This is a genomic window from Modestobacter roseus (assembly GCF_007994135.1).
Lineage (GTDB): Bacteria > Actinomycetota > Actinomycetes > Mycobacteriales > Geodermatophilaceae > Modestobacter > Modestobacter roseus.
Genome location: NZ_VLKF01000001.1, coordinates 2,639,351 through 2,653,257, shown reverse-complemented (window position 1 = coordinate 2,653,257; position 13,907 = coordinate 2,639,351). Strand labels below are relative to the sequence as shown.

Below are 13,907 nucleotides of genomic sequence, written 5' to 3'. Positions count from 1 at the left end.
GGCAGGATGGCGGCGTGAACGGGACCCCGGATGCCGTCGTCGTCGGAGCCGGCCCGAACGGTCTGGCCGCTGCCCTGCGCCTGGCCGCGGCCGGCCTGAGGGTCCAGGTCGTCGAGCGCGGTGAGCAGGCCGGGGGCGGGCTGCGCACCGAGGAGGTGACGCTGCCGGGCTACCGGCACGACATCTGCTCCACGGTGCACCCGATGGCGGCCGCGGCGCCGTTCTTCGAGGAGTTCGACCTGGACAGCCGGGGCGTGCGGCTGCTGCAGCCCGAGGTCGCCTTCGCCCACCCGCTGGACGGCGGCCGGGCCGCGGTGTCGGTCGGGTCGCTGGAGCAGACCGCGGCCGGGCTCGGTGTCGACGACGCGGCCTGGCAGCAGCTGTTCGGCCCGCTGCTGCGGCAGGCCCCCGAGATCGTCGACTTCTTCCTGACCTCCGCGTTCCGCCGGCTGCCCACCCGCGGGATCACCGGGATCACCCGCTTCGGGCTGCAGGCGCTGCCCAGCGTCGGGCAGCTGGCGCGCCGCCGGTTCGAGGGTGAGGAGGCCCGCGCGCTGATCGCCGGCGCCGCGGCCCACGGGATGCTCGAGCTCTCCCGCCCGCTGACCGCCGGGCTCGGCATGATCCTGGCGATGCTCGCGCACCACCGCGGCTGGCCGGTGGTCGAGGGCGGGTCCCAGGTGCTCGCCGACGCCATGGTCACCGCGCTGGAGCAGCAGGGCGGCGAGGTCGTCACCGGGCACGAGGTCACCGACCTGCGCGAGTTCGCCGGGGTGCCCGCCGTGCTGCTGGACACCACCCCCGGGGCGTTCGTCGCGATGGCGGGCAACGCGCTGCCCGAGGGCTACCGGCGCTGGGTCCGCCGCTACACCCACGGCCCCGGCGTGTTCAAGATCGACTGGGCGCTGTCGGAGCCGGTGCCGTGGACCAACCCCGACGTCCGCCGGGCCGGGACGGTGCACGTCGCCGGCACCATGGAGGAGACGATCGCCGGGGAGGCCGCGCCGGCGCACGGGCGGGTCGCCGAGAAGCCCTACGTGCTCGCCGTGCAGCCGACCGTCGTGGACCCCTCGCGGGCACCGGCGGGCGGCCACGTGTTCTGGGCCTACGTGCACGTGCCGCACGGCTCGACGGTCGACATGACCGAGGCCATCGAGGACCAGATCGAGCGGTTCGCGCCCGGCTTCCGCGACACCATCCTGGCCCGGCACACCATGCACGCCGGGGAGATGGAGCAGTGGAACCCCAACGACGTCGGCGGGGACATCTCCAACGGCGAGGCGTCGCTGCGGCAGATGCTCTTCCGCCCGGTGCCCCGCTGGAACACCTACAAGACGCCGATGACCGGGGTCTACCTGGCCGGTGCGGCGACCCCGCCCGGGCCGGCGGTGCACGGCCACTGCGGCGACAACGCCGCCCGGGTGGCGCTGCGCGACGTCTTCGGCATCCGGCACGCGCCGGCGCTGCGCCCCGCCCCGCCCGCCTGATCCGCCCCCTCGCCGATCGCGCGTCGAGTGTCGACATGCCGACCCCTCTGGCCAGGCCGACACGTCGACGAGTCGACACTCAGCGAGCGAGCTCAGCGGCGATCCGGGCGATCAGCCGATCGGGCCGGTGCAGGTCGGCCGCGGTGACGAACAGGACCCGCCATCCCGCGGCGAGCAGGCGGTTGAGGCGGCGGCGGTCAGCGGCGAACTGACCGGGTTCGGCGTGCCAGAGCCCGTCGTACTCCAGTGCCAGGCGCTGCGCAGGCCAGGCGAAGTCCACGCGCGCGACGAACACCCGCCCGTCGTGCACGGGGTGCTGGGCTACCGGGAGTGGCAGCCCGCTGCGGTGCACCAGCAGCCTGAGCCGGGTCTCCTGGGGTGAGCCGGCCAGACCGTCGGCGAGCGCGGCGGCGTCCCGGGCCCTCCGGCATCCCCGGCCGGTGGTCGCTGCGGCCATCGCCCGGACGTCGCCGAGGTCGACCAGGCCGGCGGCGGCGAACTGGTCGATGAGCACGACCGCCTCGTCGAGCGGACGCTCGGCACCCAGTGACACCGCCGTCCGCTCAGGGGTGGTGACCGGGACGCCGCGCCGGCGGGTGAGGTCCTCGGGGCGGATCCGCGCCCGGCGGACCCGCAGCCCGCTGACCGCGCGGGCAGGCGTGCCCGGCGGCACGGTCAGCTCCACGTCGTCGTCCGGGCCGGCCGCGTCCAGCCGCCACAGGACGGCGGCGCTGGCTCCGGTGACGACCGCACCCGGCAGCAGCACGGACGCGGCGGCGACAGCGCGCAGCTCATGGGTGACGGCCAGGTCGGCGCAGGCGTAGACGTCGCGGAAGAGCCGGTGCCAGGGGCTGCTGTCCAGCTGTCGCCGGGTGACCAGCCCGGCCCGGACGGCGGTGGTGCCGCGGAAGACCCGTCCGCGGAGTGCCGGCGGGCGGTGTGCGGGGGCGACCACCGGGGGAGCCTGGCCGATCGGGCGCGGGGACCGGCCGCGCTGTCCACAGCCCTGGTGCGGGTATCGGCGAGTGTCGACTCATCGACATGTCGGCGCAGCGACCGGCGTCGACAGGTCGGCACTCGATGGCCGCGGTCGGCGGGCGGCGGCCGCGGCCGGGCGGTCGCAGCCCGCAACTACGCTCTGCGGCCATGGTGCGACCGCTGGGCCTGCCCTTCGACCCGATCGAGCGCGCGGCGCAGACTTGGGCTGAGCGCTTCGGCCCGGCGGCGTCGATGCGGGCGGCGACCAGCGTGTTCCGGGTGCAGCAGATCCTGCTGGCCCGCTTCGACGAGGCGCTCAAGCCGCACGGGCTGACCTTCGCCCGGTACGAGGTGCTGGTGCTGCTCACCTTCTCCCGCACCGGGCAGCTGCCGCTGAAGGTCATCGGCAGCCGGCTGATGGTGCACCCGACCAGCGTCACCAACGCGATCGAGCGCCTGGTCGCGGCCGGCTACGTCGAGCGGCGCCCCAACCCGACCGACGGCCGGGGCGTGCTGGCGGCGATCACCGACGCCGGCCGGGACGTCGTCCCGCTGGCCACCGAGGCGCTCACCGGCCAGGACTTCGGGCTGGCCGACGTGCCCGAGGCCGAGCTGGACGCGCTGTTCGACATCCTCCGCAAGGTCCGGCTCGGCGCGGGGGACGTCGTCCCGGACTGATCGAGGTCGGCCGCTGGCCGTAGATGCTAGGACGTCCTAGCATCTGTCCATGACCGAGCCCGCGGGCAGCGAGGCCCGCCAGCGCTGGCAGCAGCGGTACGAGTCGGCGCAGGCCGCCGGGCGGGTGCGGGAGGCGGACTTCACCACCCTGTCCGGCGTGCCCGTGGAGCCCGCCTACGGGCCCGCCGACGAACGCGCCGTCCCGGACTTCGCGCGGATCGGCTGGCCGGGGGAGTTCCCGTTCACCCGCGGGCTGCACCCCACCGGCTACCGCGGCCGGCTGTGGACCATCCGGCAGTTCGCCGGGTTCGGCAACGCCCGGCAGACCAACGAGCGGTTCCGGTCGCTGCTGGCCGCCGGCGGGGGCGGGCTGTCGGTCGCCTTCGACATGCCCACCCTGATGGGCCGGGACTCCGACGACCCCCGCGCGCTCGGCGAGGTCGGGCACTGCGGCGTCGCCGTCGACTCCGCCGCCGACCTGGACGTGCTCTTCGCCGGCATCCCGCTGCAGGACACCACCACGTCGATGACGATCAGCGGCCCCGCCGTCCCGGTGTTCTGCATGTACCTGGTCGCCGCCGAACGTCAGGGAGCGGACCTCGCGAAGCTGGACGGCACGCTGCAGACCGACATCTTCAAGGAGTACACGGCGCAGAAGGAGTGGCTGTTCGCCCCCGAGCCGCACCTGCGGCTCATCGGTGACCTGATGGAGTACTGCGCGCACGCGATCCCGGCCTACAAGCCGGTCTCGGTGTCCGGCTACCACATCCGGGAGGCCGGCTCGACCGCCGCGCAGGAGCTGGCCTACACGCTGGCCGACGGCTTCGGCTACGTGGAGCTGGGCCTCTCCCGCGGGCTGGACGTCGACGTGTTCGCCCCCGGGCTGAGCTTCTTCTTCGACGCGCACATCGACTTCTTCGAGGAGATCGCCAAGTTCCGGGCCGCCCGGCGGATCTGGGCCCGCTGGCTGCGCGACGTCTACGGCGCGCGGACGGCGAAGGCGCAGCAGCTGCGCTTCCACACCCAGACCGCCGGGGTCTCGCTCACCGCGCAGCAGCCGGAGAACAACATCGTGCGGACGGCGGTCGAGGCGCTCGCGGCGGTGCTCGGCGGCACCAACTCGCTGCACACCAACGCCCTCGACGAGGTGCTCGCCCTGCCCAGCGCCAAGGCCGCGCAGATCGCGCTGCGCACCCAGCAGGTGCTCGCCGAGGAGACCGGGGTGGCGAACGTGGCCGACCCGCTGGGCGGCTCCTGGTACGTCGAGGCGCTCACCGACTCCCTCGAGGCCCAGGCCGAGGAGGTCTTCGCCCGGATCCGCGAGATGGGCTCCGACGGCTCGATGACCAGCGGGATCCTGCGGGGCATCGAGGACGGCTGGTTCACCGGGGAGATCGCCGAGGCCGCGTTCACCTACCAGCGGGCGCTGGAGAAGGGCGAGAAGAAGGTGGTCGGGGTCAACACCCTCACCGACTCGGTGACCGACGGGGACCAGCTGGAGATCCTCCGGATCAGCCACCAGGTCGAGCTCGACCAGCGGGCCGAGCTCGCCACCCGGCGGCAGGACCGGGACGACGAGGCGGCCCGCGCGGCGGTGGCCCGGATGGTCGAGGTGGCCCGCACGGACCAGAACATGGTGCCGGCGATGCTCGCCGCCGCCCGCGCCGAGGCGACGCTCGGCGAGATCTGCGACGCCCTCCGCGCGGAGTGGGGCACCTACACCGAACCGGCCCGGTTCTGAGGTCGGACGACCGGCCGCCACGCGCCCGGTCGTCCGGTGGGATGATCGTGGCCATGCAGCCGAACCGCCCCGCCGCTCCGCGTGACCCCCGCGCCGCCGCCCAGCAGGCGCAGATGGCCGCCTCACTGGCCGGCGCCGTCGACCTCGCCGCGGTCAAGGCGCGCAGCGAGGCCGCAGCCCGGGCCCAGGCCGCGCCGCCGCCGTCGGCGAGCACGCCGGCCGGCGCCCCGGGCAGCGCCGTCGTCGACGTCACCGAGGACACCTTCCAGTCCGAGGTCCTCGACCGCTCCTTCCAGGTGCCGGTCGTGCTGGACCTGTGGGCCGAGTGGTGCGGGCCCTGCAAGCAGCTCTCTCCGGTGCTGGAGAAGCTGGCCACCGAGGGCGCCGGCTCCTGGGTGCTGGCCAAGGTCGACGTCGACGCCAACCCGGCGCTGGCCCAGGGCCTGCGGGTGCAGGGCATCCCGGCGGTCAAGGCGGTCTGGCAGGGCCAGCTGGTCGCCGAGTTCACCGGGGCCATCCCGGAGGAGCAGGCCCGCCAGTTCGTCACCGAGCTGGTCGCCGCCACCAGCGGGGGAGCGGTCCCCGGCGGCGCCGAGGCCGAGCCGGCCGAGCAGGAGGACCCCCGGCTGGACGAGGCCGAGGCCGCGCTGGACCGCGGTGACCTGACCGCCGCCGAGGCCGCCTACCAGGCGATCCTCGACGCCGAGCCCGACCACCCGGTCGCCGGCCTCGCGCTGCGGCAGGTGCAGCTGTTCCGCCGGGCCGAGGAGGCCGGGCCCGACGCGCTGAACGTCGCCGACGCCTCGCCCGACGACGTCGCCGCGCAGACCCGCGCCGCCGACCTGCTGCTGGGCACCGGCAACGTGGACGCGGCCTTCGACCGGCTGCTGGACGTCATCCGCCGCACCGCCGGTGAGGACCGCGACCTGGCCCGCAAGCACCTGGTCGAGCTGTTCGGCGTCGTCGGCGACGAGGACCCCCGGGTCGGCGCCGCCCGCCGCGCGCTCACCCTCGCCCTGTACTGACGCGGCCGCACGGCCCGAGGGGGCCGGGCTCAGCTGTCGAGGTCGCAGGCGGCGGGGCCGTCGAAGACGCCGGTGCGGAAGACGTCGACGAGCTGGAACCCGGTCAGCTCGGCGTCGGGGAGCACGTCGGGGTCGGTGGCGTACTCGAGCAGGAACGAGACGCTCTCGTCGACGTCGCCGGGGGAGATGCTGAGCACCGTGCTCTCGCCGTTGAGCACCGAGGCGGTGAACGCCCCGGACAGGCAGACCGCTGAGCGCAAGGCCTCCTGGCCGTCGGTGGACAGCCCGAGCTGCGCCCGGCCGGCCAGGCCGTAGGGGATCGCCACGGCGGTGAGGACGGCGTAGTCACCGCCCCGTTCGGCCTGGTAGAGCGGCTCGGTGAGGTCGGCCTCGTCGAAGGCGACCGTGTCCTCGCCGGCGCAGTAGACCAGGTCGACGTCGGCCCCCTCGTCGGCGCAGTCCGGTGCCCGGCCGTCGAACGGCTCCAGTCGTGGCGGGCGGAACGTCCGGCCGCGGTCGGCGAGCACCTGCTGCCAGAACTCGCCCAGCCCCTCGGGGAGGAACTGGTCCACGGTCAGCGCGTAGGGGGCGTTGCCACCGGTCAGCGCGTCGTCGTCGTCCCGGAACGCGCCCTGGGTGTACGGGCGGTCACCGCCGAAGTCGTCCCGGCAGGCCGTCGGGCCGTCGTCGAAGCCCTGCTGGAAGGCCGAGACCCGGTCGAAGTACGAGCCGTGCGCCTCCCCGGCGTTCAGGCCGGTGCCCACCGGGTCGCGCAGCAGCAGGTAGCCGCGCAGCACGTCGTCCAGCTCGGCCGGCCGGATCGAGTTGTGCGGCGCCTCTCCGTCGGCGACCCACCGGGTCCAGGCGCCGGCGAAGCAGTCCGCCTGGGTCTCGATCGCGATGGAGGCCTGGAACGGGTAGCCGACCCGGCCCTGCACGGCGTGGCCGAACTCGTGGGCCATCACCAGCGCCGGGATGAAGCGCCCGTAGCCCTCCGACCCACCGGTGCCGAAGGCCAGCTCGTCGAGGAAGGCCCGGTCGTACTGGATGGCGTCCCCGTTCGGGTACTCCTGGCTGGGCCCGCAGTAGAAGGCGTTGTCCGTCACCGCCTCGGGCGGCTCCCCGCAGCCGATCTCCCCGCCGGGGTAGGCGACGGGGTCGATGTCGTCGGGGTCGACGGAGTAGTAGCCACCGGTCAGCGGCGGGAACTCCTGCTGGTACACCGGGCCGAACTGTTCACCCCAGTACAGGTTCAGGTCGGCCAGCGCGTTGCGGGCGATCTGGTCGACGTCCGAGTCGACGGCGCCGACGACCGGGAACTCCGCCGGCTCGTCCGGACCGCGCAGACCGGACAGCGGCGTCGCCGTGCCCTCGACGAAGGTGACCGCGCACCCGGTCAGCGTCGCCGTCCCGAGCCCTGCGGCCAGCACCACGCCGGCGAGCCGACGCGAGGAGGTGGACATCGGCTCCCTGTCGTCCAGGCCACCGGGTCGGTGGCGGTCCACCCCTGGAGGACGCGGAGGTGGTGGCGGCCCGACGGGACCGCCACCACCTCAGGGTCACTCCTGGGAGTCGGGCTGTGCTGGCTCCAGACCGGTGCCCGGGCCCTCGGCGGCACCGGAGGCCTCGGCGGCGGCGATCTGAGCCTGGTCCGCCGGCACGCCGGAGTCGGGCAGCTCGGGCTCGGGGCCCTCGTGCACCAGCCACACGGTGGCCAGCGGCGGCGCGGTGAGCGTCGCCGACCACGGCTGCCCGTGCCACGCCTCGGCGACGGCGTCGACCCCGCCGAAGTTGCCCACGCCGGACCCGCCGTAGCCCTCCGAGTCGGTGTTGATCAGCTCGCGCCAGCGGCCACCCCGCGGCAGGCCCACCCGGTAGTCGTGGTGCGGGTTGCCGGAGAGGTTGACGATGCAGGCCAGCACCTGGCCGTCCTTGCCGTACCGGAGGAAGGTCAGCGTGTTGCCGCCGGCGTCGTTGGCGTCGATCCACTGGAAGCCCGCCGGATCGACGTCCTGGGAGTACAGCGCCTCGGTCTCCTTGTAGACCGTGTTGAGGTCGCGGACCAGGTCGAGCACGCCGCGGTGCGCCGGGTCGTCGAGGTGCCACCAGTCCAGCGAGCGGCTCTCCGCCCACTCCGACAGCTGCCCGAACTCCGAGCCCATGAACAGCAGCTGCTTGCCCGGGTGGGCCCACATGTAGCCCAGGTAGGCGCGCAGGTTGGCCAGCTGCTGCCACCGGTCACCGGGCATCTTCCGCAGCAGCGAGCCCTTGCCGTACACGACCTCGTCGTGGCTGATCGGCAGGACGTAGTTCTCCGAGAACGCGTAGACCAGGGAGAAGGTCAGCTGGCCGTGGTGGTAGCTGCGGTAGATCGGCGCGTTGGCCATGTAGCCCAACGAGTCGTGCATCCAGCCCATGTTCCACTTGAAGCCGAAGCCCAGGCCGCCGAGGTAGGTGGGCCGGGTGACGCCCGGCCAGGCGGTCGACTCCTCGGCGATGGTCACGACGCCGGGCACCTCGCGGTACACGGTCGCGTTCATCTCCTGCAGGAAGGAGACCGCGTCCAGGTTCTCCCGGCCGCCGTACTCGTTCGGCGTCCACTCACCGTCGTTGCGCGAGTAGTCCAGGTAGAGCATCGAGGCGACGGCGTCGACCCGGATGCCGTCGATGTGGAACTCCTTGGCCCAGAACAGCGCGTTGGCGACCAGGAAGTTGCGCACCTCGTTCCGGCCGAAGTCGAAGACGTAGGTTCCCCAGTCCGGCTGCTCGCCGCGGCGCGGGTCGGCGTGCTCGTACAGCGGGGTGCCGTCGAACCGGGCCAGCGCCCAGTCGTCCTTCGGGAAGTGTGCCGGCACCCAGTCGACGATGACGCCGATGCCGGCCTGGTGGGCGGCGTCGATCAGGTAGCGCAGGTCGTCGGGGCTGCCGAAGCGCGAGGTGGGGGCGTAGTAGGAGGTGACCTGGTAGCCCCACGAGCCGCCGAAGGGGTGCTCGGCCAGCGGCATGAACTCCAGGTGGGTGAACCCGGCGTCCTTGACGTAGGCGACGAGCTCGTCGGCCATCTCCCGGTAGGACAGGCCCTGCCGCCACGAGCCGGCGTGCACCTCGTAGACGCTCATCGGCCGCTCGTGCCAGCGGCTCTCGGCGCGGGAGGCGAGCCACGCGTCGTCGTGCCACTCGTGCGTGGACTCGGTGACGACGGAGGCGTTGGCCGGCGGCACCTCGGTGGCGAACGCCATCGGGTCGCTCTTCACCCGCCACTGACCGTCGGCGCCCAGCACGTGGTACCGGTAGCGGGTGCCCACCTGCACGCCGGGGACGAAGACCTCCCAGACGCCGGAGGAGCCCAGCGACCGCATCGGGTAGGCGCGCGCCTCCCAGTAGTCGAAGTCGCCGGTGACCTTCACGCCGCGGGCGTTGGGCGCCCAGACGGCGAAGGACACCCCGTCGACGGGGCCGCCGGGGGTGTCGTAGTGGCGCACGTGCGCACCGAGGACGGTCCACAGCTTCTCGTGCCGGCCCTCGCGGATCAGGTGCTGGTCGACCTCGCCCAGCGTGGGCAGCCAGCGGTAGGGGTCGTCGACGGTGTAGGTGTCGGTGCCGCCGTCCCCGTTGGGGTAGACGACCTCGATCCGGTAGTCACCGGGCTGCTGGGGCAGTCGCGCCTCGTAGACGCCGCCACCGTGCAGCTGGTGGGCCTCGTACCGGGTGCCGTCCTGGTCGACGACCACCACGGCCACGGCGTCCGGCCGCAGGGTGCGGACCGCCCAGCCCTCGGGCAGTCGGTGGGCACCGAGCACCCCGTGCGGGTCGTAGGACCAGCCCTCGACGACGGCGCGCAGCTCCTCGCCGGACACCTCGCGACCGGCCGGGGTGGCGTCGGCGGGCACCGAGGTGCTCACCGGGGTCTCGCCCTCCGGCAGCGCCGCGACCAGCTCGGTGGCGGCAGGCTCTGGGGCCTCACCGGGAGCGGGGGGCAGGTCGGTGACCTCGCCGACGACCAGGTCGGCGGTGGCGGTCTCCGCCGTCGTCGGCTCGGGGGCCGACGCCTGGCTGTCCGGCGCGCCGACCGTGTCGGGCGCGCTCTCCGCGCCCGGCTCGGAGGCGGTCTCGGCCGGGGAGCTGCCCCCGGTACCGGCGTGCTCGCCGTCCTCCGGCGCCTGCGGGGTGCTCGGCTCGGCCGGGTCGGGGCTCGGCGGCTCCGGCTGCGGGGCCGACGGCGCGGTCGGGTCGCCGGGCTCGGCGATCGGCGCCGGGGCGACGACGGGCGCGGCGGTCACCTTCTTGGCGGCGGCCTTCCGCGTGCGCTTGGCCGGGGCGGCGTCGCCGTCAGCGGCGGCCGCAGCTGCCTTCTTCGTCGTCCGCTTGGTGGCCTTCGTGGCCGGCGCCGCCTCGGTGGGCAGCTCGCTCTGCGCACCGGCGTCAGCGGTCGCGGCGGCCGCCTTCTTGGCCGGGGACTTCTTGGCCGGGGCCTTCTTCGCCGGGGCCTTCGTGGCGGCGGCCTTGCGGGTGGCCTTCTTCGCCGGCGGCGCCGCCTCGGTGGCGTTCTCGTCGGTCGTGGCGGCCTCCTGGACGGCGGCCGTCTTCTCCTCGACCCGGCGCATCAGCTCGTCCTTGCCGGCCGGCTCCGCGTCGGGGGGGTTCCCCTGCGTGTCCTCGGTGCTCATCGGTGTCTCCAGGTGCTTCTCGGTGGTCTGTGGTCGTCGCCGGCCGCGTCGGCGGATCAGTCGCCGGAGGTCAGCCGGGACAACGAGCTGAGCGGGATCATCAACCAGTGCGGCCGGTTGCGCGCCTCGTAGACGCATTCGTAGACCGCCTTGTCCGCCTCGAACGCCCGCAGCAGGGCCGAGTCGGCCGCCAGCGGCACCCCGCCCGCGGCCGAGTAGCCCGCGCAGAAGGCGGCCCGGTTCCGCTCGGCCCACTCCTGGGCGCGGTAGGCGCGCTGCGGGTCGTCGGGCTGCTCGACGAGCATGTGCCGCGCGGCGTAGTCGAAGCTGCGCAGCATCCCCGCCACGTCGCGCAGCGGGGTGTCCAGCTCGCGCCGGGCGGCCAGCGGTCGGGCCGGCTCGCCCTCGAAGTCCAGCACGATCCAGCCGCTGGTGGTGCGCAGCACCTGGCCCAGGTGCAGGTCGCCGTGCACCCGCTGGCGGGTGACCGGCTCCTCGGTGCCGGCCACCGCGGTGTAGAGCGTCCGCAGCGCATCGGCGTGCTCGGCCAGGTCCGGGACGACGGCGAGCGCCGCGTCCAGCCGCTGGGTCATCTGCTCCGCCAGCGTGCGGTACCAGTCCCGGTCGGCGGGTTCGGTCGGCAGCACCCGGGCGAGGTCGGCGTGCACCGAGGCGGTCGCCTCACCGAGCCGCTCGCTCTCCCCGGCGAAGTCACCGCCCACCTCGTCGGCGTGCAGGTCGGCCTCGGCGTACAGGTCGCGCACGCTGGAGGTGGCCAGTCGCCAGCCGTCGCTGGCGTTGGGCACGAAGGTCTGCAGCATCGCGACGGTGGCCGGCTCCTCGCCGGGGGCGCCGTCGATCTCGATGTGCCCGAGCAGCCCGGCGATGTGCGGGTTCTCCGCGCGGCGCAGCGCGTCGTGGATCTCGACGTCCGGGTTGAGCCCGGGCTCGAGCCGGCGGAACAGCTTGAGGATCGCCGACTCGCCGTAGACCAGCGAGGTGTTGCTCTGCTCGGTGGAGATGATGTCGCCGGGCAGCCCCTCGGGGATGTGCGCGACCCCGGCCGGGTGGAAGCGCATCGGGCCCACGGTGGAGGCGGCCACCAGGTGGGTCAGCCACGGGACGGTGGCCTCGCGGTCGCGCATCGCGTCGTAGGCGTAGTTCTCCGTGCCGTTGGAACCGGTCACCGCGCCGATGAAGGCACCGGCCAGCTCCTCGGCCGGCGACTCGCGCCAGGAGAGGGGCACGAGGTAGGTCTCGGTCGCCCCGTCGGTGTAGGTGATCTGGACGCGGTGGACGGAGAGCACCGGGTCGGACTGGTCGAGGAAGAACCCCTCGTCGCTGACCTCGGCCCAGTCGCGGCCCTTGCCCCCGAACCAGCGCTGTCCCGGCATCCAGCCGGCCAGCAGGTCGGTCACCGCAGTCATCAGGCCTCTCCCTCGTGGTCGATGGTCGTGGCCTCGCTGCCGAGGCCCCCGCTGCCCGCCGGGTTGCCCTCGGAGACCAGGCCGGAGTCCAGCAGGGACCGTGCGACGCTGCTGCTCGTCGTGGTCTCCCAGTCCTCCTCGTCCTCGGTCGTCGTCGCGACGGGCTTCTGCAGCTCGAACCAGTAGAAGCCGTGACCGCCGAGGGTCAGCATGTAGGGCAGCACCCCGATCTGGGGGAACTGCACGCGCCCGGTCAGCTCGACCGGGGTGTAGCCCTCGAAGCGCCGCAGGTCCAGCTCGACCGGCTGGGGGAAGCGCGAGAGGTTGTTGACGCAGAGCACGACGTCGTCGCCGAACTCGCGCACGAACGACAGCACCGTGGGGTTGCGCGACCCGATCTCGGTGAAGCTGCCGACGCCGAACGTCGGGTGCTGCTTGCGGATGGAGATCATCGTCCGGGTCCAGTGCAGCAGCGAGTTCGAGTTCCGCAGCTGGGCCTCGACGTTGGTGACCTGGAACCCGTAGACCGGGTCGGCGACCAGCGGCAGGTGCATGCGCTGGGGGTCGGCGGTGGAGAAGCCGCCGTTGCGGTCCGGCGTCCACTGCATCGGGGTGCGCACGCCGTCGCGGTCACCGAGCCAGATGTTGTCGCCCATGCCGATCTCGTCGCCGTAGTACATGACCGGCGAGCCGGGTAGCGACATGAGCAGCGCGGTGAACAGCTCGAGGGTGTCCAGGTCGTTGTCCAGCAGCGGGGCCAGCCGGCGGCGGATGCCGATGTTGGCCTTCATCCGGGGGTCCTTGGCGTACTCCCCCCACATGTAGTCCCGCTCCTCGTCGGTGACCATCTCCAGCGTCAGCTCGTCGTGGTTGCGCAGGAAGACGCCCCACTGGCAGTTCTCCGGGATGTCCGGCGTCTGCGCCATGATCTCGGAGATCGGGAAGCGCTGCTCCCGGCGGACGGCCATGAACAGGCGCGGCATGACCGGGAAGTGGAAGGCCATCTGGCACTCGTCGCCGTCCTCGCCGAAGTACTCGACGACGTCGGCCGGCCACTGGTTCGCCTCGCACAGCAGCACCCGGTCGGGGTACTCGGCGTCGACGACCTTGCGCACCTTCTTCAGGAACTCGTGGGTGCGGGGGAGGTTCTCGCAGTTGGTCCCCTCCTCCTCGAAGAGGTAGGGGACGGCGTCGAGCCGGAAGCCGTCGATGCCGAGGTCGAGCCAGAAGCGCAGGGCGTCGATGATCGCCTCCTGCACCTTCGGGTTCTCGAAGTTCAGGTCGGGCTGGTGGCTGAAGAAGCGGTGCCAGAAGTACTGCTTGCGGACCGGGTCGAACGTCCAGTTCGAGCTCTCGGTGTCGACGAAGATGATCCGCGCATCGGCGTAGCCGGTGTCGTCGTCGGCCCACACGTAGAAGTCGCCGAAGGGGCCGTCGGGGTCGCTGCGGCTGGCCTGGAACCAGGGGTGCTGGTCCGAGGTGTGGTTCATGACGAAGTCGATGATCATCCGCATCCCACGGGAGTGGGCCTCGCTGATGAGCTCCTTGAAGTCCTCGATGTCGCCGAACTCCGGCAGCACCGCGGTGTAGTCGCTGACGTCGTAGCCGCCGTCACGCAGCGGTGAGGCGAAGAAGGGCGGCAGCCAGAGGCAGTCGACGCCGAGCCACTGCAGGTAGTCGAGCTTGCCGATCATGCCGCGCAGGTCGCCGATGCCGTCGGCGTTGCTGTCGGCGAAGCCGCGGACGAGCACCTCGTAGAAGACGGCGCGCTTGAACCACTCGGGGTCGCTGCCGGGGGCGGGCAGGCCCGACTGCTCAGCCGTGCCGGGGGTCGACTGGGCGGGGACGGGGAGGGTCATGGAACTGGGGTCCTCGTTCGTTCTCGGAGGTGCGGGGCGGTGCGA

At 73.3% G+C, this 13,907-nt stretch carries 9 protein-coding genes; 4 read left to right on the top strand and 5 right to left on the bottom strand.

Going from position 1 to position 13,907, the window contains the following annotated elements; translation table 11 throughout:
- Positions 1–14 precede the first annotated feature (14 nt).
- Positions 15–1,487 carry a phytoene desaturase family protein gene (locus tag JD78_RS12525; protein WP_153360144.1) on the top strand — a complete coding sequence of 491 codons (1,473 nt, stop codon included), beginning with the start codon at positions 15–17 and terminating at the stop codon, positions 1,485–1,487.
- A gap of 79 nt (positions 1,488–1,566) precedes the next feature.
- Here JD78_RS12525 and JD78_RS12520 read toward each other — a convergent pair whose 3' ends face one another.
- Positions 1,567–2,442, bottom strand: coding sequence for a PDDEXK family nuclease (locus JD78_RS12520; protein ID WP_153360145.1), 876 nt, complete (start codon positions 2,440–2,442; stop codon positions 1,567–1,569).
- Positions 2,443–2,633: 191 nt separating this feature from the next.
- On the opposite strand from JD78_RS12520, the gene JD78_RS12515 reads away from it, so the two are divergent.
- From JD78_RS12515 to JD78_RS12505, 3 genes are read left to right on the top strand one after another with little or no spacing between them, the layout of a single operon-like run.
- Entirely contained in the window at positions 2,634–3,143 is a 510-nt protein-coding gene (locus tag JD78_RS12515; protein WP_153360147.1) for a MarR family winged helix-turn-helix transcriptional regulator, read from the top strand.
- 49 nt (positions 3,144–3,192) lie between these two features.
- Positions 3,193–4,884, top strand: coding sequence for a coenzyme B12-dependent isobutyryl-CoA mutase large subunit (icmA, locus tag JD78_RS12510; RefSeq protein WP_153360149.1), 1,692 nt, complete (start codon positions 3,193–3,195; stop codon positions 4,882–4,884).
- Between the two features lie 53 nt (positions 4,885–4,937).
- Positions 4,938–5,909 (top strand): tetratricopeptide repeat protein, encoded by a 972-nt coding sequence (locus JD78_RS12505; protein ID WP_153360151.1) that lies wholly within the window; start codon positions 4,938–4,940, stop codon positions 5,907–5,909.
- Positions 5,910–5,938: 29 nt separating this feature from the next.
- On the opposite strand, the gene JD78_RS12500 is transcribed toward JD78_RS12505, so the two are convergent.
- The 4 genes from JD78_RS12500 to treS all read right to left on the bottom strand — a co-directional run bounded on the left by JD78_RS12500 (position 5,939) and on the right by treS (position 13,862).
- On the bottom strand, positions 5,939–7,372 hold the full coding sequence (locus tag JD78_RS12500) for a neutral zinc metallopeptidase (protein WP_153360153.1): 1,434 nt from the start codon (positions 7,370–7,372) through the stop codon (positions 5,939–5,941).
- A gap of 96 nt (positions 7,373–7,468) precedes the next feature.
- Entirely contained in the window at positions 7,469–10,576 is a 3,108-nt protein-coding gene (gene glgB, locus JD78_RS12495; protein WP_153360155.1) for a 1,4-alpha-glucan branching protein GlgB, read from the bottom strand.
- Positions 10,577–10,632: 56 nt separating this feature from the next.
- The gene (locus JD78_RS12490; protein WP_153360157.1) at positions 10,633–12,003 is read right to left on the bottom strand and encodes a maltokinase N-terminal cap-like domain-containing protein; all 1,371 of its coding nucleotides are present in this window, start codon (positions 12,001–12,003) and stop codon (positions 10,633–10,635) included.
- Positions 12,003–13,862, bottom strand: coding sequence for a maltose alpha-D-glucosyltransferase (gene treS, locus JD78_RS12485; protein WP_153360159.1), 1,860 nt, complete (start codon positions 13,860–13,862; stop codon positions 12,003–12,005). Before treS ends, JD78_RS12490 begins: the two co-directional genes overlap by 1 nt.
- Positions 13,863–13,907 lie beyond the last annotated feature (45 nt).

What these genes read in the sequence shown, in the direction of transcription:
- JD78_RS12490 (WP_153360157.1), bottom strand. Translation starts at nt 12,003, where the DNA reads ATGACTGCGGTGACCGACCTGCTGGCCGGCTGGATGCCGGGACAGCGC.
- treS (WP_153360159.1), bottom strand. Translation starts at nt 13,862, where the DNA reads ATGACCCTCCCCGTCCCCGCCCAGTCGACCCCCGGCACGGCTGAGCAG.
- JD78_RS12515 (WP_153360147.1), top strand. Translation starts at nt 2,634, where the DNA reads ATGGTGCGACCGCTGGGCCTGCCCTTCGACCCGATCGAGCGCGCGGCG.
- JD78_RS12505 (WP_153360151.1), top strand. Translation starts at nt 4,938, where the DNA reads ATGCAGCCGAACCGCCCCGCCGCTCCGCGTGACCCCCGCGCCGCCGCC.
- JD78_RS12500 (WP_153360153.1), bottom strand. Translation starts at nt 7,372, where the DNA reads ATGTCCACCTCCTCGCGTCGGCTCGCCGGCGTGGTGCTGGCCGCAGGG.
- glgB (WP_153360155.1), bottom strand. Translation starts at nt 10,576, where the DNA reads ATGAGCACCGAGGACACGCAGGGGAACCCCCCCGACGCGGAGCCGGCC.
- icmA (WP_153360149.1), top strand. Translation starts at nt 3,193, where the DNA reads ATGACCGAGCCCGCGGGCAGCGAGGCCCGCCAGCGCTGGCAGCAGCGG.